The sequence below is a fragment of the Geoanaerobacter pelophilus genome (genome assembly GCF_018476885.1).
In the GTDB taxonomy this organism is placed as follows: Bacteria; Desulfobacterota; Desulfuromonadia; order Geobacterales; family DSM-12255; genus Geoanaerobacter; species Geoanaerobacter pelophilus.
Genome location: NZ_JAHCVJ010000004.1, coordinates 369,251 through 389,592 on the forward strand (window position 1 = coordinate 369,251; position 20,342 = coordinate 389,592).

Below are 20,342 nucleotides of genomic sequence, written 5' to 3' on the forward strand. Positions count from 1 at the left end.
TTGTCAACCGACAGCACCTCTCACGCGTTAACTGGGCAGGAGGGTTTCCCCATGAAAAGGCTTCTTGCCATCGCGGTAGTACTCTTTATCACCATTGTCCCCTTATATGCATCTGCGTCCTCAGGGTTGGCCCGCCTGTCATTAACCAAGGGCGAGGTGCTGCTTTTCGACGATGACAGTAACGACTGGGTGCCGACAACTGCCAACACCCCTGTCGAAGAGGGTGACCGAATCTGGTGCGCCAATGGCGCCAGGGCAGAAATCGAACTGCAAAACGGCAGCATCCTCCGTTTGGGGTCAAAAACTTCTATCGACATCGTGCGGCTCGACAACAACGAACAACAGGTTTATCTCAGCAGCGGCCGCTTGTATGCCCGTACCTTCGAAGCGGACCGTGACCTGCAGATCAACAGCGATGATGCCACCATCAGTGTCGGCCGAAAAAGCCGGGTGCATATCGACCTTGTAGGGAGCGGCGATCCCGATACCGAGGTATCGGTCGTCAAAGGAACGGTCTACGTTGAAAGCGTTTCCGGCAAAACCCGGGTGAAGTCAGGCGAGACCCTGCTCTTTTCGGAAAACGGCGCTGAAGTCGCACCGCTCAATCCTCCCGACCAGTGGGAACAATGGAATGAAAAGCGTGACCGGACGATATTCAAGCGGAAAGCTGCAAACCGCTACCTGCCCGAAGAGCTGGTGATCTATGAAGAAGAACTGGCAAGCAACGGCGAGTGGGTACCCATTGAAGAATACGGTTATGCCTGGCGCCCGACCATTGCCGTAGGTGTCGATTGGACGCCCTATCAACAGGGACGCTGGGTCTGGCGCAGAGGCAGCTATGTTTGGATTGCTTCGGAACCATGGGGCTGGGCGCCACACCACTACGGCCGGTGGCAATATAGCCAAAGATACGGCTGGTGCTGGCTCCCGCCGCGCAGAGGTGATGTCTACTGGTCTCCGGGCTATGTAGCCTGGGTAGACACGCAAAGCGACCTGGCCTGGGTGCCGCTTGCCCCTGGCGAAATCTATTATGGCTATGGCAATTACGGCAGCCTCAGTATCAACATTACCAACGTTGACCGCCGCACTGTAATCAGGCCGATCACGAACTATCGCAACCTGAGGGTCAGGAACGCGGTCACAGTCATCGAGAGGAACGCCTTCACCAGTGGCAGAGGCGCACCGCGACAAGGTCGACCCGCCGGCTTAGAGCGCTACCAGGGGCTGACTGCCCCGCCGCAAACAAGGCCTGCAGCCCGTGAGGCACGGATGCCGCTGGTCAGAAAAATCGCGCCTGAAAGCAGGCCCCCGGCATCCGTTATCCGCAGCCATCCGGCACCGCTGAAGGAGCGCTTCCCCCGGCTTGAGCCGGAACGGCGCAGAGTCGCGCCAGAGAGGAAAACAGAACCGCTGCAAGTCCGACCGACTTCGCCGGCTGACCGACATCAGGCGCCGCAACAGCGAGTTGTCCCTGCTCCCCAGGCAAAGCCCGCCGGGACACCGATTACAGAGCAGCCGGCTCAGGAAAGACGGCGACGTGAACCGGTGCAACCGGCACAACAACCCGTTCCAGCAAGAACTGAACAGCAGGTAAAACCAGAGGCAAGACCGGCATCCGGAGAATCCCGCAGCGAAGGTCGCAAGGCCGACCATGAGCGTCAGCCCCGGATGGAATCAAAACCAGCCACCACGACAACCCCGCGTCCGGAAACCAGGCAGGGGCAACCGCGACGGGTCTGGCAGATTGCTCCGCGTGAAACCCCGAAAGAAACATCGAAAGAAACTGCTCCTGTCGAAAAACAGGAACCGAGGCAGCGCAGGGAGCGCTAACTCCATACGGCAGCGCAGAAGGAGATGAGCAATGAAACGTTATTATTCATTTTTTGTCGCAGTAGGTATCGCAGCCATGTTGCTTGCCGGATGCGCCACCCAGCGTCAGGCTACCGGCAGCGCGATCGGTGGTACCTACGGAGGTATTGCCGGAGCCATCCTTGACGCCAAGAACCCCTGGCGAGGCGGGGTATTGGGAGCGGCACTCGGAGCCCTTGCCGGAGCAACCATAGCCGACATCTCAGAGCAGGGTGCCCGTCAGGCAGCATCATCAGGCAGGCCTGTCGAATATCGCACCGAAGACCATCGGGCCCAGTATTATGCAGAACCAGAAGGTTATGACACTGCCCGTAACTGTCGCAAGGTCAAGGAAAAGGTGTATGTAGAGGGGAGACTGGTAAAGAGGCGGACCGTGCTTTACTGCGATCAGCCGGCGCCCCCTCCCCCGCCGCGATACCGCTACGAGCGGCGTTACGACCGCTATGAAAATGACGACGATTGATCAATTCGCAGTGCAACTGAACAAAAAAATGACCGCCCAGCAACTGGACGGTCATTTTTTTAGAAAGAATCAGTGGACATCGTCATAGCCCAAGCTCATTCCTTATATCGTTCCCGCAGCCGCCATTCCACGATCAAACGGAACAGCAGCGGCACCAGCACCGCCAGGAAGATCAGGCCACAGCCAATCCATTCTCTGGTACCCAACCGTTCCCCCAGGAAGATAAACCCTGCAACAAGGCTCCAGACCGGGTCAAGGGTGTATACCAAGCCGGCCCTGGTCGGTGTTGTGTAGCGCTGATACCGGTTCTGCAAGGTAAAACAGAGGACTGTCGGAAAAATCGCGCAATATACCAGGGAAAGAATGCCGGTCTGGCTGATGCTGTAAACATGGGACCCGGTCAGCAGCACAGCCGTCCCCGACATGATGGCAACCGTTATGAACTGGACCAGGGAGATGAGATATACGTCATCATTGCGCAGCACCTTCGAGACCGAAATGATGTGAATGGCGATGAACGCCGCGCAGAGAGTCGAAATCAGATCACCCTGATTGAACCCGGCACCTCCCGACGCCAGGAGCCAGATGCCGACCACAGCCAGAACAATCCCGGCCATGTTTGCCCGTCCTACGCGATCCCGCCAGACCAAGGCACAAACCAGCGGGATAAACAGCACGAACATGTTGTTGAGAATGCCGGCTCGCGAGATGCTGGTGCCGCGCACCCCGAAAACGAACATCAGGTTGGTCATCCCCAGAGCCAGACCGACCAACGCTCCCCTGCGCACGATATCCAGGGTCAATCCTCTCAGCCGTGTTGAGCAGACGATAAGCATGATGACCGAGGCCAACAAGAACCGGATAAAAACAAAATTGGTTGGTGGCACTTCCTTCAGCCCCAGCTTGTTGAACAGGAAGCTACCCCCCCAGAAAAATGTGGTGAGGATGAGGAACGAATAGACCTTGAGCGGTGAAGGCTGGTTTTCTCTAACAGAATTATTTTCCATGGACAACCGGCAAGATACACAGGTTGACTTGCCGGTGTCAAATGAGTAGTTTGTTCAGGGGAGAGTCTGATGCGATCTGGCGGGATATATGAAGACGAAATTGTCGGCAAAGCCTATGACTGGGCGCTCATGCTGCGCTTCTTCAGATATCTCAAACCATATCGATTGCTGGTGCTGCTCACTCTGGCCATCCTGCCGCTGACCACTGCCGCCAAGCTTGCCCAACCGCTGCTGATCAAACTCGCCATCGACAATCATATTGTAACCGGTCAGATGCAGGGGGTGCCGCAGCTCGCTGCCGGCTTTCTGGCCCTGATCTTGGCCGAATCGATTATGTCGTTTGCTGAAGTCTGGCTGCTGCAGTATATCGGGCAACGGGTTATGCAGGACCTCCGGATGGAGCTGTTCGTCCATGTGCAGGGGCTTTCAACGTCCTTTTACGACCGGACCCCCACCGGCAGCCTGGTAACACGGCTGACTAACGATGTGGAAGTCCTGGGTGAAATGTTTGCTGCCGGGATTATCACTGTCGTCGGCGATTTGCTGCTGCTGACCGGTATCGTCGGCGTAATGCTCTGGATGAATCTCAGGCTTTCACTGGCCACTTTTTCGGTACTGCCGCTCCTTTTCTGGGTCGCTTTTGCCTTCCGCCGCAGGATGCGCGCCGCCTTTCGCAAGGTACGGTCACGGCTGGCAACTCTGAACAGCTCACTGAACGAAAGCATCGGCGGTATCTCAATAATCCAGCTATTCAACCACCAGCGATCAGAACAGGCAGAGTTTCGCAAGCTGAATGCGTCTTACCGGGACGCCAATATGCCGGTGATAACCTGGGATGCCTCACTTTACGCAGCAGTTGAGGCGCTCTCCTCGGTGGCGGTGGGCCTCATGATCTGGTACGGCGGAGGTGAAATAATCCGCGGTGCCCTGACCTTCGGCGCATTGGTCGCTTTTATCCAGTACATCGAGAAGTTTTTCTCGCCGATTCGCGATCTCTCGGCAAAATACTCGGTGATGCAAGGGGCCATGGCCGCGCTTGAACGACTGTTCAACCTGCTAGATACCAGAGAGCAGCTGCCGGAGCCGTCACAAAGCGAGACAGTAGCCCCTTCCCCGGCTTTTTCCGTCATCGACTTCAAAGATGTGTGGTTTGCCTACAAGGGCGAAGACCATGTCTTGAAGAACTTCAGCCTCAGGATTTCCCGAGGTGAAAAAATCGCTTTGGTAGGAGAGTCCGGCGGAGGTAAGACGACCGTAACCCGGCTGTTGTCAAGGCTATACGACATAAATAGCGGGAGCATCACCATAGACGGGACCGATCTCCGCTTGATGCCCGTGCGCGAACTGCGGCAAATAATAGCTATCGTCCTCCAGGACCCATATCTTTTCACTGGAACGGTCGAAGACAACATTTGCCTCGGCGATGACACCATCCGCCCCAGGGTTGCCGCTGCTGCCGCGGTTGTCGGGGCTGATCGCTTCATTGAACGGCTGCCAAAGGGGTATCAGGAGGAGGTTAAGGAGCGAGGCAATAATTTTTCGGCAGGAGAGCGGCAGCTGATCTCTTTTGCCCGGGCTGTCGCCTTTGACCCACAGATCCTGGTGCTGGACGAAGCCACGGCCAGTGTTGACACTGCCAGCGAGCGCCTTATCCAGGAAGGGTTGCAACGGCTGATGTCCAGCCGTACCACGTTGGTGGTGGCCCACCGCCTGTCAACCATTCGTGATGCCGACAGGATCGCGGTCATCCACCATGGCGAGAAGGTCGAGGAAGGTAGTCATGCCGATCTGATGGAGCGCAAGGGGCTGTATTACCGTCTGTACCAGTTGCAGTTCAAAGGTTAGCATTCCCGCAGCCCGTTGCTGCCGGTAATTCCCTTAATCGCTAATTTAGGGTATCATTTAAACAACACTATTAACGCATTCTTCAAGGCAAATCATGGCTCACGAAAAAATCATTATCAAAGGTGCCTGCGAACATAATCTCAAATGTATTGACGTGGAGATCCCCCGCGACCAGCTGGTTGTCATCACCGGTATCTCCGGCTCCGGGAAATCTACCTTGGCGTTTGACACCATCTACGCCGAAGGACAGCGCAGGTACGTCGAGTCTTTGTCTGCATACGCCCGCCAGTTTCTGGAGCAGATGGAAAAGCCCGATGTCGAGTCGATCGAGGGTCTTTCACCGGCAATATCCATCGAACAAAAGACCACCAGTCGCAACCCCCGGTCAACGGTTGGCACCGTTACTGAGATCTATGACTACCTCCGGCTCCTCTTTGCCCGGGTCGGTAAACCCTATTGCTACAGTTGCGGTAAGCTAATCGCATCGCAGACCGTCTCCCAGATGGTGGACCAGGTGATGGCCCTGGACGAAGGCACCAAGATCCAGCTCCTGTCCCCGATGGTGCGGGGCCGCAAGGGTGAATACCGTAAGGAACTTAACCAGCTCCGCAAAGACGGCTTCACCAGGGTCATTATCGATGGCACCCCCTTCGATCTCTCCGACGAAATCGAACTGGATAAAAAGAAGAAGCACGATATCGATATTGTCGTCGACCGGCTGGTGGTCAAGCCGGGAATTGAACGACGCTTGGCCGACTCCCTTGAGACCGCGCTTAATCATGCGGAAGGTATCGCCAAGGTGCAGATCGTCGACGGCGACACTATCCTGTTTTCCGAGGCCCTTGCCTGCATCGATTGTGGCATCTCCTATCCTGAAATGACCCCACGGATGTTCTCTTTCAACAATCCCTATGGGGCCTGCCCGGACTGCACCGGACTGGGAACAAGGATGTATTTCGATGCGGAATTGGTAGTGCCGAACCCGGAGCTTTCTATCCGCGAAGGGGCCATTGCCCCCTGGGAAAAGCGCCTCTCATCCTGGTACCACATGACCCTGGATGCCCTGGCTAAGGCCTTCAAATTCGACATCAGGACCCCGTTCAAGGATCTGTCACCAGAGGTACGCGACATGATTCTTACTGGGTCAAGAGGCGAGAAGATCGAGTTCTGGTGGGAAGAGGACGCCGGCAGAAGACATACCTACCAGAAAGAGTTCGAGGGGGTTCTCAACAACCTGGAACGCCGCTGGAAAGAAAGCGATTCCGATCAGGTCCGCGAGGAACTTGAAAAATACATGAACATCATGCCCTGCCCCACCTGCAACGGTGCACGGCTCAAGCCGGAAGCCCTGTTTATCCGGGTTGGGGAGAAAAACATTTCAGAAGTAACTGCGCTGTCCATACGTGACTCGCTCGATTTCTTCGCGAACCTCCAGCTTTCGGAAAAAGAGGCCGAGATTGCCCGGCGCATTCTCAAGGAGATCAGGGAACGGCTTAATTTCTTGGTAAATGTTGGACTCGACTATCTTTCTCTTGATCGTACCGCCGGCACCCTTTCCGGCGGCGAGGGGCAACGGATCCGGCTCGCCACCCAGATCGGCTCCTCCCTTGTCGGGGTGCTCTACATCCTTGATGAGCCATCGATTGGGCTCCACCAGCGCGATAACGTCCGGCTGCTCAACACCCTCAAACATTTGCGGGATATCGGCAACACCGTCCTGGTGGTGGAGCACGATGAGGAAACCATCCTGGAAGCCGACCATGTTATCGACATGGGACCAGGAGCAGGAGTCCACGGCGGCGAAGTAATTGCCCAAGGAACACCTGACGAAATTATGCACAACCCCTCTTCGCTCACCGGCAAGTACCTTTCCGGCGAGCTTTCCATCCCGTTGCCGGCAAAGCGCCGCACTGCCGAAAAGTTTCTTACCATTGTCGGGGCTGAGGAAAACAATCTCAAGGACCTTACGGTGGATATCCCCCTCGGCGTCATGACCTGTGTCACCGGGGTCTCAGGCTCCGGCAAATCCACTCTGGTGATAGATACCCTGCACAAGGTACTCGGTCAGAGGATCAACAGGAGTCGGGAGCGCGCCGGTGCGGTGCGCGACATTCTCGGGCTGGAACACCTCGACAAGGTGATCAACATCGATCAGTCGCCGATCGGGCGCACCCCGCGCAGTAATCCGGCAACCTACACCGGTGTATTCGCCGATGTGCGCGACCTGTTTGCCCAGCTCCCCGAATCCAAGATCCGCGGCTACAAGCCGGGGCGCTATTCATTCAACGTCAAGGGTGGGCGCTGCGAGGCCTGCTCCGGGGACGGCATCATCAAGATCGAGATGCACTTCCTGCCGGATGTCTACGTGCAATGCGAAGTCTGCAAAGGGGCCAGATACAACCGTGAAACCCTGGAGGTCCGCTATAAAGGGAAATCCATCGCCGATCTCCTCGCCATGACCGTCTCCGAGGGGTGCGAATTCCTGGCAGCAATCCCCAAAATCCGCAATAAGCTGCGCACTCTTGAGGAGGTGGGACTAGGCTACATCCAGCTCGGCCAGTCGGCCACCACCCTGTCCGGAGGTGAGGCCCAAAGGGTGAAACTGGCTAAGGAGCTTTCTCGCCGTGCTACCGGCCGCACCATTTACATCCTCGATGAGCCGACCACCGGTCTGCATTTCGCCGACATCGCCAAGCTGCTCGACGTGCTGCAAAGGCTGGTTGAGGGAGGAAACTCCATTGTGATAATCGAGCACAACCTGGATGTCATCAAGACCGCTGACTGGATAATCGACCTCGGGCCGGAAGGCGGTGACCGCGGCGGCGAGATCATTGCCACCGGCACTCCTGAGGAAGTGGCCAAGGTGACACGGTCCTATACCGGCAATTTCCTGCGGAAACTTTTATGATAGGTGGGCCCTTGCAATGACATTTGCCACCAGGCCCGGGTACTGCTGGATTGTGCTGGCTGCGGGCACCCTTGCCGTATTTGCTGCGCTGGGGCTTGCCCGTTTTGGCTACTCCGTAGTACTTCCTTCGATGCAGGCAGGACTGGCCCTCGACAATACCCAGGCCGGGGCCCTGGCTACGGCCAATCTTGCCGGATACCTCACCATGGCTGCAGTCGGCGGGGCGCTTGCCTCACATCTTGGTCCGAGGCTGGTTATTGCTGCCGGGCTCGCAGTTGCCGGCGTTGCCATGGTCATGACTGGCCTGTCTGACTCTTTTTATTCAGCGGCTGCCTGGCGCTGCCTGACCGGTGTCGGCAGTGGCGCAGCCAACATTGCGGTTATGGGGATGTGGGCGGCCTGGTTTCCGGCAAACCGTCGTGGCTTTGCCGCCGGAATCGCTGTTAGCGGCTCTGCTGTCGCCCTCATCGTGGTTGGGCCGCTGGTACCCCTTCTGCTTAAGATTTACGGCCCGGGCGGCTGGCGCTCCTGCTGGTATCTGTTCGGTGCAGCCTCCGTGATCATCGCCGTTCTCTGCCTGCTTCTCGTCCGCAATAGGGGCGTAACGTCAATCTCTCTCTCGACCCCCTACGCCGCAGGAACGCCCCCTTCCCCTGCAGCAACCAGTTCCTGGGTCTCGGTCTACCGCTCCAGAGCCGTCTGGCACCTTGGCCTGGTTTATGTTGCTTTCGGATTTTCCTACATCATCTTCATGACTTTTTTTGTTAAGCATCTGACCACTTCCGGTGGCTATGATCGGACCCAGGCAGGCAACCTGTTCATGGTGATGGGCTGGGCCAGCCTTTTCGGTGGGTTTCTCTGGGGAGCTATCTCCGACAGAATTGGCAGAAAGCAGACCCTAGTCATGGTCTATCTGCTTCATGCTACAAGTTTTGCCCTGTTCGGCATGAGCTCATCGCCTGTGTGCTTTACCATCTCTGCCGTGCTGTATGGTCTTTCCGCATTCAGTATCCCCGCGATAATGGCCGCTGCCTGCGGCGATGTGCTCGGCCCGAAAATGGCCCCGGCCGCCCTTGGCTTCGTGACTCTCTTTTTCGGCATCGGACAGGCGCTGGCCCCCAGCGTGGCCGGCATCATCGCCGATATCTCAGGATCTTTTTCTGCCGCCTTTTTATTGGCTTCCGGCGTGGCCTTGCTCGGTGCTTTCGGATCAATTACCCTAGCCAGCGGAACAGGGTCAAGCAACTAAAGTTAGTGAGGAAATTATGGAAGAGCGCCTGATTGAAATGGAAACCCGCTATATGCATCAGGAACAGGTAATTACTGATCTAAGCGAGATGGTTTACCGGCAGGAACTGGCGATCGAGCGGCTGGAGAGAGATGTTCGTCAGTTGAAGGAGCAGCTGAGTATTGCCCTGCCCTCGCTGACCAGGTCACCAGAGGATGAGGAACCGCCCCCTCACTATTAATAGTTTCGCAGGGCTTTAGACTGCTTAAATTTTAAGCTTCAACAAATGACCATTAGTAACCAAAGTTCAGCATCGCGAAAAGTGCGCATTTGTTGTGCAATTTTTCGGCCTTCAAATTTGCCTTTTGGCCGCAGTTTACTGGCCGGCCCAGGGCAAACCCTGCAAATCCGCTCTTGGGGGCGCTCAGTCAAATGTAGGTCGATTTCGGAACGGGTAGGCTATTTTTTACCGATCAGGACTATTCCACGCTCATCTCCGGAGAACGGCAAACGCAATTCTCTGGATTCCGTCACCACCAGGCCCAAGCCATCAAGCTCTTTCGCAGACAGCTCGATCTCTTCACGCCACCTGCTCCCCTTCATGGCAATCAGCTTTCCATGATCAGCGAGAAACGGTTTTGCCAAGCGAGCAAGAACCGTAATATCGGCAACAGCCCGGGCAACGGCAAAGTCGAACCGCCCCTTCTCGCCGTCATCGAGAGCTTCGAGCCTTGCATGCACCGGCCGGAATTTTTCGAAGCCAAGCAATCTGGCAATCTGCTTCTGAAAATTGATCTTCTTCAACACAGAATCAACGGAAAGTATGTCCAGGTCGTTGCGCACTATTTTGAGCGGTATCGACGGAAACCCGGCACCGGAGCCGATATCAAGCACAATTGCACCCTGTGGCAGCAGATTGTAGATAGTCAGTGAATCAAGATAATGCTTGATAATTATCTCGCGCATATCTTTTAGCGAGGTAAGATTCAGTTTCGAGTTCCAGCGAAGCAGTTCCTCGGTCAAACGCCCAAAGCACTCTATTTCGCTTGCGGAAAGCGCAATTCCCAGCTGACTGGCGCCATCACCTAGCAGGCTTTTTTCTGCCAAGTTCATTTCTTACCCCTGGACTTCAAGGCAACCGATAGTATGGCAATCGCTGCCGGCGTTATTCCCGGGATCCGGGTTGCCTGCCCCAGGGTATCTGGACGAAATTTTTGCAGCTTCTCCCTGACTTCCGTGGACAGTCCCGAGAGTGCCACGTAGTCAAACTCTTCGGGAATTCTGGCTCCTTCGACTCCCTTGGCACGAGCCACTTGATCCAGTTGCCGATCAATGTACCCTTTGTATTTGACCTGGATTTCAACCTGTTCCCAGATAAGCGCATCCGACTCAGTGACTGTCGCATCGAGCGGCATCAGATCGCGCCATGAAAAATCAGGGCGACGCAGCAATTGCTCGTAGGTAACAGCATTCTGAAGTCCCGACAATTCATATTTCGCCAGGAATTCCGGATCTGCCGTGGATGGCAGGATCTTAGCGCTATGTATGCGTTCAAGCTCAGCGTCTACACGCCCGCGTTTTTCTGAGAATCTCAGGTACTCTGTCTCAGGCACGAGGCCAATTGCGTGACCAGTCTCGCGCAAACGCATGTCCGCGTTGTCCTCCCGCAGCAGTAACCGGTATTCTGCTCTGGATGTAAACATCCGGTATGGCTCTCTGGTCCCCAAGGTAACGAGGTCATCGATCATAACGCCGATGTAAGCCTCATTGCGCCCGAGAACCAGCGGATCTTTCCCCTGTACCCTCAGAGCGGCGTTGATCCCAGCCATAAGGCCCTGCCCGGCAGCCTCTTCATAACCCGAAGTGCCGTTGATCTGCCCGGCATGAAACAGATTACGAACCAGTTTGGTTTCCAATGAGGCATGGATCTGGATCGGGTCCACATAGTCGTACTCAATCGCATAAGCCGGCCGCATGATCTCGACACTCTCCAGCCCCTTTATTGAACGATAGAAAGTCCACTGGATATCTATAGGAAGAGAGGTGGAAAGCCCAGACGGGTAATACTCAACGGTATCCGCCCCCTCCGGTTCAATAAATGTCTGGTGGCGGTCACGATCAGGAAAGCGTACTACCTTATCCTCGATCGAGGGGCAGTAACGCGGGCCAACACCTTCGATAATTCCGGCGTACAGGGGTGAGCGATCAAGACCGGAGCGGATGATATCGTGGCTTTTTGCATTGGTGTAGGCTATGTAGCAAGGAACCTGGGGACGAGTTATGCAATCAGTAGAAAAGGAGAATGGTGCCGGCGGATCATCGCCAGGTTGCGCCTCAAGCTGGCTGAAATCGATGGTACGGCCGTCAAGCCTCGCGGGTGTGCCAGTTTTGAGGCGGCCCACGGCAAAACCGATATCACGGAGCTGGTCTGACAGGCCGATAGAGGGAATGTCGCCGGCCCTGCCACCCGGATAATTGATCAGCCCAATATGTATCAAACCGCGCATGAAGGTCCCGGTTGTCAGAATAACCGTGGCCCCCTGAAAGCGCACCCCGCCCCTGGTATCCACCCCCATAACCTGGCCGTCTTCAACATGAAGTGCCGTGACCTCACCCTGTTTCAGGTCAAGCCGCTCCTGCCCCTCCAGAACCCACTTCATCCTAAGCCGGTATTGCTGTTTGTCTGCCTGTGCCCTGGAGGCTCGGACTGCCGGACCTTTTCTGGTATTGAGCACCCTGAACTGAATCCCGGTTGCGTCGATGTTTTTGCCCATCTCGCCGCCCAGCGCATCGATCTCTTTCACCAGATGCCCTTTTGCCAACCCTCCGATAGCGGGATTACATGACATAAGGGCGATGGCATCAAGATTAATGGTCAGCATCAGGGTCTTGCAACCCATACGCGCCGACGCAAGAGCTGCCTCGCACCCGGCATGTCCACCACCCACGACTATTACGTCGTATCGGTTTTCATATACGATCATTGTTGGATGCCTCGTTAAGTTTCAGCTGTTCCACATTTCGGGATACAGTATCCATCTTACGCCCCCTCATGAACAGCTCGTTACTGGCATGTTTCACGTGAAACATGCCCTTACTTGCCAATACAAAATCTTGAAAAGATAAGATCCAGCACATCATCCGCAGTCGTTTCACCGGTAACCTCGCCAATAGCGGCAAGGGCTTCCCGAAGATCAACGGAGAGCATTTCCAGCTGTACGGAAGAGCCCAATACAACGCCAGCGTTAATAAGCGCCGCTAGACTCTTGGAGAGCGCTACAAAATGCCGTTCTTGTGAAATAGCGACAAACTCCCTACTATCAACAACTTTCCCGGAGATAAAACAATCATGAATTGACGTGCGCAGTTGCTCCAACCCTTCACCAGAAATTGTCGAAATAATAACCGATGGATACTGATGAAACAGTTCCGGCAAATCAAGAGCATCCGGCAAATCGCTCTTGTTACGAACCAACAGGAGCTTTCTGCTGGACAAGGCCTGATGGATACGCAAATCGTCCAGATCAATGGGCCTAGAGCTGTCCAGCATAAACAACACCAAGTCGGCACGTGATATCCGGTCCATCGCCAAGTCTATGCCAAGCTGCTCGACAAAATCGGTAGTCTCCCTGATCCCGGCAGTATCGAGTAATCTGACAGGAAGGCCTTGGATGTTAATGACTTCCTCGATAACGTCTCTGGTCGTACCGGGAATTTCAGTAACAATGGCACGGTCTTCCTGCAGCAAGGCATTAAGAAGGCTAGACTTGCCGACGTTCGGCTTGCCTGCTATAGCCACTGAGACCCCATCGCGAATCACTTTTCCCTCGCGAAATGTTGCCAGCAGCGCTGACAGTCTGTCTTTAGCGCTCCCAACCGAGGAAGTGATCTCGTCCATAACCGGCAGATCAATATCCTCTTCAGGAAAATCAATATAAGCCTCGACCATGGCAAGCACATGCTTGATAGAGTCCCTGACCTCAAAAAGGCGGTTAGACAAGAGTCCTTCACGTTGATGCTCGGCCAGACTCAAGGCAGAATCAGTTTTGCTCCTGATGACATCCATCACTGCTTCAGCTTGCAACAAGTCGATTCTACCATTGAGAAATGCCCTTTTGGTGAATTCGCCTGGTGCTGCGAGACGCGCTCCTGATGCCAAGGTAAGCTCCAGTACCTTTTTCGTTACTAGAATCCCGCCATGACAATGAATCTCAAACACATCCTCTTTCGTATAAGAACGAGGCGCCTTCATGAGCACAGCAAAACCCTCATCAACCAGCCCACCGTCGAGGTTTGTCACCGCTCCATAACAAAAACGGTGGCTGGGAAAGCCACCGTTCTTTTTAGGTTTGAATATGACAGACCCAATTCGCACTGCATCATCGCCGCTGATACGGACGATGCCGATGCCCCCCTCGCCCACGGGGGTGCTTATGGCGGCTATGGTGTCTCTTACGTACATACGCTTTCCACGCTTACTTTACTGTTCGGTTGATATAGGACTGTTGCGCAATGGTCAGTATATTGTTGACCAACCAGTAAAGAACCAGTCCGGACGGAAAATTGAGAAACATGAACGTGAACACAACCGGAAGCATCAACATCATTTTCGCCTGCATCGGGTCCATATTGGTCGGGGTCATTTTCTGCTGAATAAACATGGTCACACCCATGATAATGGGCGTCACATAATACGGGTCTTTTGCCGACAGATCCTGGATCCAGAAATAGAATGGCGCGTGCCGCAATTCAATGGAAAACATGAGACCTTTGTAGAGGGCAAAAAACACCGGAATCTGGATAAGCATCGGCAAACAGCCGCCAAGAGGGTTAACCTTGTGGGTCTTGTACAGTTCCATTACTGCGCGATTCATGGCATCTTTATCGTTTTTGAACTTGTCCTTCAGCTCCTGCATTTTAGGCTGAAGCTTCTGCATCTCTTTCATCGATTTGTAGCTGGTATGAGTGAGCGGGTAGAAGAGTATTTTCAGTATTATGGTTATGATAATAATGGCAAGCCCGTAGTTACCCACGTAATTCTTGAAAAACTTGATGGTGTGTAGCAGCGGCTTGGCAAGGGCAGAAAACCAGCCGAAATCTATAGACTCTTCCAGCCTGTTCCCTTGAGACTTCAGAATATCCAGATCTTTTGGCCCAAAGTAGATGCGATAGGCAGTTGCTACGGACTGGCCGGGATCCAGAGTAATCTTGGGGGAAGAGATGACACTTTCAACTAAAGCAGGATTCAGTTGGGAAACCTTGACTGAGGCAATGGAAGCGTCCTTGGCAATTACACTGTTAAGAAAATACTTGTCGGCAAAGCCGGTCCAGGTGACCTGTTTGTCATAAGACTTTGCACCCTTGGCAAGATCAGCAACCGGTACTGCTGCCGCTTTGTTGTCAGCAAGCGTAACAGGTCCGTATACCTCATACCTGCCCTCCTTGTTTCCGGGAATTACTTTATTTAGGAGTGAAAGGCGAAGGGTTCCGACAAGCTGAGCAGCACCGACACTTGACAGCTGCTGAACCAGCTGCATGCCGTAATCATTGCCGGTGAAGGAATAGACTTTACGAAGTACGACCCCTTGAGCCGAAGTCCAGACAAATTCCAACTCTTTTTTTTCTGCTCCAGTCAGTCGTATTGAGGCTGGAGATGATGTTGAGAATTGAGCATTTTGATCAACCAAAAAACCTTCGCCGGAAGTCGTTAAGGTGCTGTTTGCCCCATCGACCAAAGTGATCTCAGCTGAACCTGGCAGAGCTGTTTCCCGATACGACTTAAGGACAAACCTCTTTAAAGCGCCACCCTTAGAGGTGAAAACGGCACGATAGAGATCTGTCTCGACGGAAACGTCCTTTTCTTCGCCTTGCTGCGTAGGGAGAACTGCTGCTGTCTGCACAGGGCCGCTGCCTGACGGCACTTTTGCAGTTTGCGCCTGACGAGAACTGCTCGACGCAGTCTGCACGATCGAGGTCTTGGCGGGCTGGACCGGTGGCTGCGGAAACAGAAACGAAAATCCGTACATTACTGCAATTGAGAGAAGCACGGCTATCAGGACTCTCTTTTCCATAAATACCTCGCTGATTATTTGACTGGATCGAAACCACCAGGATGAAATGGATGACATTTGACGAGCCGCTTGACTGTGAGCCAGACGCCACGTACTAAACCATGTTTTCGTAGTGATTCTACTGCATATTGGGAGCAGCTGGGATAAAAGCGGCAGGAGGGAACCTTCAAGGGGGACAGGTACCGTTGATACAACGTAATGATATAAATAACGATCCTGTTAACCATGCTCTGCCTTAAACTGCCGGAGTGTTCGCACAAGGTCATTGCAAACACCCCCCAAATCAAGGTGGGCAGCACTACTACGGGCAATAATGGAATAATCGGCAGATTGAAACCATTTTTTGTTCAATCTGTAGCATTCCCGAACAAGGCGCTTTATATGATTTCGTACTACTGCCCCACCAACTTTACGGCTGGCCGTTATTCCTATTTTCGCTGGCGAGTTGGAGCGAGGCAATCTTATGACAATAAAATGCCGGCCGGCAACTCTCCACCCTTCCCTGCTGACCCTAAGGAATTCTTCGCGACGGAGTAACCGTTCATTCTTCTTAAATGAATGAAGGGGCTCTTCCCTGGTCAATTACTTGCTAGCAATGGTTACAGAGAGTCTTTTACGGCCTTTTGCCCGGCGACGCTTGATAACTAACCGACCATTTTTGGTCGCCATGCGAACTAAAAAACCATGAGTTCTTTTTCTGGATGTATTGCTTGGCTGAAAAGTCCTTTTCATCTACCTACTCCTTAATTAGTTGTTACTTTTATACATACAATGGAAATGTGTTTTATACATGCTAATGCATTTATAAGTCAACCGTAAATTCGCTAATTATTAAATAAATTAGCCTTGCAAATTAAGGTTCCCTCTGCTAGTCTTCAAAATCCAAAAAAGTAGTGTTGCTATAGGAATATTCACTAAAAAGATTATGCCGTTGCAGAAACTTAAGGGGTGTTGGCCGGTTGTTGATAACCCTGTGTAAAACGTGCCTGCAACTACTTAGATTTCAATATTTGGCATTTCACTTTCCATCTCGTTTATTAAACATCACCCTGCCATTTACATACAGGTGCCTCGGTTGACTTCCATGGAAAAAATCTGGCAAGAGGTACAATTTAATATCTCCAAGGTCATGACTCCGCAGACCTTTAATGCTTGGATCAAGCCTATCAGGTTTCAGTCTGTGCAGGGTGATTATCTTATTTTGGAGGTTCCCGATTCTTTTTCCCGTGAATTCATCAAGGAAAAATACTCCGGCATTATTTCGGAAGCGATGACCGCATTGACAAGTACCAGTTATTCCCTTGAATTTGCCTTGCAGGAAAAACGAGATCCTATCCCTGAAACCCCGGTTCCGGCACCTGAGGCTGGTATTGATTCCAATGTAAACAAGGCTAAATCGGAAAAGGAAGCTGATTTTCAGACATTCCTGAATCCTAAATACACCTTTGAAAAATTTGTATGCGGCAGCAGTAACCAGTTTGCTTACGCAGCATCGCAGGCCGTGGCAAACAACCCGGCCACCAATTACAATCCTTTGTTCATTTATGGCGGTGTTGGTTTAGGCAAGACCCATCTGCTCATAGCCATCGGTAATCAGATCCTCGCCAGCAACAGTTCTGCCCGAATCTGTTACTACACTTCCGAAAAATTCATGAACGAGATGATCAACTCTTTGCGTCACAAGAAGATGGATGAATTTCGAAATAAGTTTCGCAAGGCCGACGTTCTTCTCATTGACGATATCCAGTTCATGGCCAACAAGCCGGCAACACAGGAAGAGTTTTTCCATACCTTTAACTCGCTTTATGAATCTCATAAACAAATTGTACTAACTTCTGATAAGTTTCCCAAAGAGATACCTGACCTTGAAGAACGCCTCAGATCCCGTTTTGAATGGGGTCTCATAGCCGATATTCAGCCTCCGGACACAGAAACCAAGAGCGCGATCCTCAAGAAGAAAGCCGAATTTGACGGAATTATGCTACCGGACGACGTTGCCCTGTTCCTTTCATCCAGTTCAGCGAGCAATGTGCGCGAGCTTGAGGGGATGTTGGTTCGCCTTGGCGCCTATTCAAGTCTTACCAATAGCAAAATTACCCTTACTATGGCCCGTGAAGTGCTCAAGGATATCATCGTTGATAAATCCAAGGATATTTCCATAGAAAGCATACAAAAGACTGTTGCCGACCATTTTCAGCTCAAAGTGAGTGATCTTAAATCGGACAAGAGAATAAAAACACTAGTCGTTCCGCGGCAGATCGCTATCTACATCTGCCGTGAGCTCACCAAGGCTTCCTATCCTGAAATTGGCGAAAAATTCGGTGGCAAAGACCATTCAACCGTCATTCATTCGGTAAAAAAGATTGAAAAATTATTTGCCCAAGATAATGAGATACGAAATACCATCGACTTTATCAAGAGAAGCCTGTTGAGTTGACTGTGGCATGGTGTTGAAAACCGGCATGATCTGTTGAAACATTATTCAAGCTGTGGAAACAGTTTTCTTATCACCAATGTTGTACGGTAATATATGTTTATTTAACTACTTAAACTAGCACTGCTTTTAGTGATCAATCAACTTATCAACAGGGCTTACTATTACTACTGCCTATAATCTATTATTAAATATAATAATAAGGAGGGATCATGGAATTTAGAATTCTCAAGGAACCTTTTTTACGAGCCTTGCAAAGAGTGCAGGGAATCGTTGAAAAAAAGAACACCATGCCAATCCTGTCAAATGTTCTTATCGAAGCTGTCAACGACAATATATACATTCTTGCTACTGACTTGGAAGTCGGCATAAAAACTTCGCATTCTGCATCTGTTATTGCCGAAGGAAAAATCACGGTATCGGCAAAGAAAATATATGAGATAATCAAAGAGTTATCTGAAGACGAGATAACATTTAAAACAAAAGACAATGACTGGGTTGAACTAAAGAGCGGAAAGGCTCAGTTTAACATAGTTGGTTTGTCACCTGACGAGTTTCCATATTTTCCAAGAATTCACGATGAAAATTTAGTCAAAATCAGTGGCAGTATGCTCAATGACATGATTGAGAAGACATCCTATGCAATATGTCATGATGAAACCAAATACAATCTCAATGGAATTTTTGTTAAAGCTGTAGAAGACGGAGACAAAAAGCTGTTAAGGATGGTAGCGACTGACGGACACAGATTGTCTATCGTTGAGCGCGAATTGACAGGATCGATCTGTCCTGAACTAAGCGCTGGCGCTATATTCCCTAAAAAAGGGATCTTAGAGCTAAAGAAGATAACTGAGGATGTTACAGACGATATAGAAATGACTTTTATGGATAACAGCGCTGTTGTCAAGAAAGGTGATACCATAGTCGTCATGAGGCTGGTGGATGGTGAATTCCCTGATTACACAAGGGTAGTACCCGCAAATAACGATCTTCTGGTTACCATTGAAAGAGAGCCATTCTTACGGGCACTGAAAAGAATAGCCATTCTTTCGAGTGAGAAGTTTAAAGGCGTTAAATTTAATATTGATCCAGATGTTCTCGAAATATCCTCCAGTAACCCCGAAGTAGGTGAAGCCAAGGAAGAAATTGAAATCACTTATACGGGCAATACGATGGTTACTCGCTTCAATGCAAAGTACATCATCGATGTACTTTCCGTACTGGGAGATGACTCTGTTCAGTTGCATATGAAAAGTGAAATGACTCCGGCAATTATAAAACCATCGTCTGATCAGGGGTTTCAGGCTATTATCATGCCGATGAGACTGTGACGGCTACTGATTGGACAATAGAGAACCAAAGAGGCCTCTCAGTCCGAGCGGCCTTTTTAGCGATGCAGCGCCATGATTCTTAACAAGCTTTCAGTACAGTCGTTCCGAAATCTTGAAACCGCTTCTTTTGAATTCGGCAATGGTTTTAATATCTTCTGTGGCGATAATGCCCAAGGTAAAACCAATATCCTTGAGTCCATTTACCTGCTTGGAACACTTAAATCGTTCCGCATGGCAAAGAATTGCGACCTGATAAACTGGGAAAAACAATTTTCATTGGTTAAAGGGGTTACCTGCGAAGAGGGGCTGGTACGTGAAGTGGCTCTCCTTCTGGATCGAACGAGTAAAAAGGTCAGAGTTGACCAGAAAAATGTAGTAAGAGTAGCGGATTTTTTTGGCATTCTCACGGTGGTACTGTTTGCGCCGGAAGAATTGACAATGGTCAGGGGTGCTCCGGAATCGCGCAGGCGTTATCTGGATCGAGCAATATTTGCCGGAGATATGATTTATCTTACCAGGCATCATGAGTACCTGAGAATTCTCAAACAACGAAATTCTCTGCTCAAAAGCGGTGACACCAGCTCGTTAGAACCTTGGAGTGAACAGTTGGCAGTTTCCGGGGCTCATATTGTCACTAGTCGCATCAGTTATCTGAGTATGATTGACAAGCATCTGAAGGAGACTTTCAGAGAGATCAGCGGCACCGCAGATGAAGCCGGTATTGAATATCATTCCGGTAACTCTCGCTACACCGACGATTTTACAGACAATGTTAATATAATATCCACGGCGCTGAATAAGCTTAAGGAACAAGAGATTGTACAGCGCACTACGCTGATCGGTCCACATCGGGACGACGTGTTTTTTTCCTTGAATGGAAAGCCGTTAAAGACCTCTGGTTCGCAAGGACAGCAACGCTGCTTTATCCTGGCGCTTAAGATGGCTGAGATTGAGCTTCTCAGGAAATCTCGATCTGTGTCGCCGGTGCTGCTGCTTGACGACATGACGAGCGAACTCGACAGTCAAAGGACATCGAACTTGCTGCAGTTTCTGGCAGACAGGAACATGCAGGTATTTGTTACAACGACAAGTATGGATAATTTGAAAATGTTTAATAATAACAGCATGCGGCTGTTTCACGTGAAACGGGGAACCGTCGATATTTGAATGAATTGCGTTAATTAGA

17 protein-coding genes are annotated in these 20,342 nt (G+C 51.6%); 9 read left to right on the forward strand and 8 right to left on the reverse strand.

The genetic code is table 11. The annotated features are described in order from the left end of the window. Positions 1-51: 51 nt before the first annotated feature. Together KI809_RS12135 and KI809_RS12140 are read left to right on the forward strand one after the other, a co-directional pair. A complete protein-coding gene (locus KI809_RS12135) occupies positions 52-1,830 on the forward strand; it encodes a FecR family protein (RefSeq protein ID WP_214171814.1) in 1,779 nt (592 codons plus the stop codon). Positions 1,831-1,861: 31 nt separating this feature from the next. After that, positions 1,862-2,332: a YMGG-like glycine zipper-containing protein gene (locus KI809_RS12140; protein ID WP_214171815.1), complete on the forward strand. Its 471-nt coding sequence runs from the start codon at positions 1,862-1,864 to the stop codon at positions 2,330-2,332. 95 nt (positions 2,333-2,427) lie between these two features. On the opposite strand, the gene KI809_RS12145 is transcribed toward KI809_RS12140, so the two are convergent. After that, the gene (locus KI809_RS12145) at positions 2,428-3,339 is read right to left on the reverse strand and encodes a DMT family transporter (RefSeq protein WP_214171816.1); all 912 of its coding nucleotides are present in this window, start codon (positions 3,337-3,339) and stop codon (positions 2,428-2,430) included. Positions 3,340-3,408: 69 nt separating this feature from the next. Here KI809_RS12145 and KI809_RS12150 point away from each other — a divergent pair, with 69 nt between their 5' ends. The 4 genes from KI809_RS12150 to KI809_RS12165 all read left to right on the forward strand — a co-directional run bounded on the left by KI809_RS12150 (position 3,409) and on the right by KI809_RS12165 (position 9,561). Continuing rightward, positions 3,409-5,184 carry an ABC transporter ATP-binding protein gene (locus tag KI809_RS12150; RefSeq protein ID WP_214171817.1) on the forward strand — a complete coding sequence of 592 codons (1,776 nt, stop codon included), beginning with the start codon at positions 3,409-3,411 and terminating at the stop codon, positions 5,182-5,184. 94 nt (positions 5,185-5,278) lie between these two features. Next, the gene (uvrA, locus tag KI809_RS12155; RefSeq protein WP_214171818.1) at positions 5,279-8,092 is read left to right on the forward strand and encodes an excinuclease ABC subunit UvrA; all 2,814 of its coding nucleotides are present in this window, start codon (positions 5,279-5,281) and stop codon (positions 8,090-8,092) included. Between the two features lie 16 nt (positions 8,093-8,108). Further along, positions 8,109-9,341: an MFS transporter gene (locus KI809_RS12160; protein WP_214171819.1), complete on the forward strand. Its 1,233-nt coding sequence runs from the start codon at positions 8,109-8,111 to the stop codon at positions 9,339-9,341. A 16-nt stretch (positions 9,342-9,357) separates the two neighbouring features. Continuing rightward, on the forward strand, positions 9,358-9,561 hold the full coding sequence (locus tag KI809_RS12165) for a SlyX family protein (RefSeq protein WP_214171820.1): 204 nt from the start codon (positions 9,358-9,360) through the stop codon (positions 9,559-9,561). Positions 9,562-9,779: 218 nt separating this feature from the next. Here KI809_RS12165 and rsmG read toward each other — a convergent pair whose 3' ends face one another. The 7 genes from rsmG to rpmH all read right to left on the reverse strand — a co-directional run bounded on the left by rsmG (position 9,780) and on the right by rpmH (position 16,123). Continuing rightward, complete coding sequence (gene rsmG, locus KI809_RS12170; protein WP_214171821.1) at positions 9,780-10,433, reverse strand: 16S rRNA (guanine(527)-N(7))-methyltransferase RsmG; 654 nt, start codon at positions 10,431-10,433, stop codon at positions 9,780-9,782. Continuing rightward, a complete protein-coding gene (gene mnmG, locus KI809_RS12175; protein ID WP_214171822.1) occupies positions 10,430-12,304 on the reverse strand; it encodes a tRNA uridine-5-carboxymethylaminomethyl(34) synthesis enzyme MnmG in 1,875 nt (624 codons plus the stop codon). The genes rsmG and mnmG overlap by 4 nt, the downstream gene beginning before the upstream one ends. Before the next feature lie 110 nt (positions 12,305-12,414). Continuing rightward, positions 12,415-13,782, reverse strand: a complete 1,368-nt coding sequence (gene mnmE, locus KI809_RS12180) for a tRNA uridine-5-carboxymethylaminomethyl(34) synthesis GTPase MnmE (RefSeq protein WP_214171823.1) — start codon at positions 13,780-13,782, stop codon at positions 12,415-12,417. Between the two features lie 13 nt (positions 13,783-13,795). Next, positions 13,796-15,391, reverse strand: a complete 1,596-nt coding sequence (yidC, locus tag KI809_RS12185) for a membrane protein insertase YidC (protein WP_214171824.1) — start codon at positions 15,389-15,391, stop codon at positions 13,796-13,798. 14 nt (positions 15,392-15,405) lie between these two features. Beyond that, positions 15,406-15,618 (reverse strand): membrane protein insertion efficiency factor YidD, encoded by a 213-nt coding sequence (gene yidD / locus KI809_RS12190; RefSeq protein WP_214171825.1) that lies wholly within the window; start codon positions 15,616-15,618, stop codon positions 15,406-15,408. Then, a complete protein-coding gene (gene rnpA / locus KI809_RS20960) occupies positions 15,611-15,973 on the reverse strand; it encodes a ribonuclease P protein component (protein WP_214171826.1) in 363 nt (120 codons plus the stop codon). Before rnpA ends, yidD begins: the two co-directional genes overlap by 8 nt. Beyond that, entirely contained in the window at positions 15,974-16,123 is a 150-nt protein-coding gene (gene rpmH, locus KI809_RS12200) for a 50S ribosomal protein L34 (RefSeq protein WP_082002790.1), read from the reverse strand. 352 nt (positions 16,124-16,475) lie between these two features. Between rpmH and dnaA the strand changes: the two genes are divergently transcribed. The 3 genes from dnaA to recF all read left to right on the forward strand — a co-directional run bounded on the left by dnaA (position 16,476) and on the right by recF (position 20,323). Continuing rightward, a complete protein-coding gene (gene dnaA / locus KI809_RS12205; protein ID WP_214171827.1) occupies positions 16,476-17,828 on the forward strand; it encodes a chromosomal replication initiator protein DnaA in 1,353 nt (450 codons plus the stop codon). Positions 17,829-18,037: 209 nt separating this feature from the next. Beyond that, the gene (gene dnaN / locus KI809_RS12210; RefSeq protein WP_214171828.1) at positions 18,038-19,156 is read left to right on the forward strand and encodes a DNA polymerase III subunit beta; all 1,119 of its coding nucleotides are present in this window, start codon (positions 18,038-18,040) and stop codon (positions 19,154-19,156) included. Positions 19,157-19,228: 72 nt separating this feature from the next. After that, positions 19,229-20,323, forward strand: a complete 1,095-nt coding sequence (recF, locus tag KI809_RS12215; RefSeq protein WP_214171829.1) for a DNA replication/repair protein RecF — start codon at positions 19,229-19,231, stop codon at positions 20,321-20,323. Positions 20,324-20,342 lie beyond the last annotated feature (19 nt).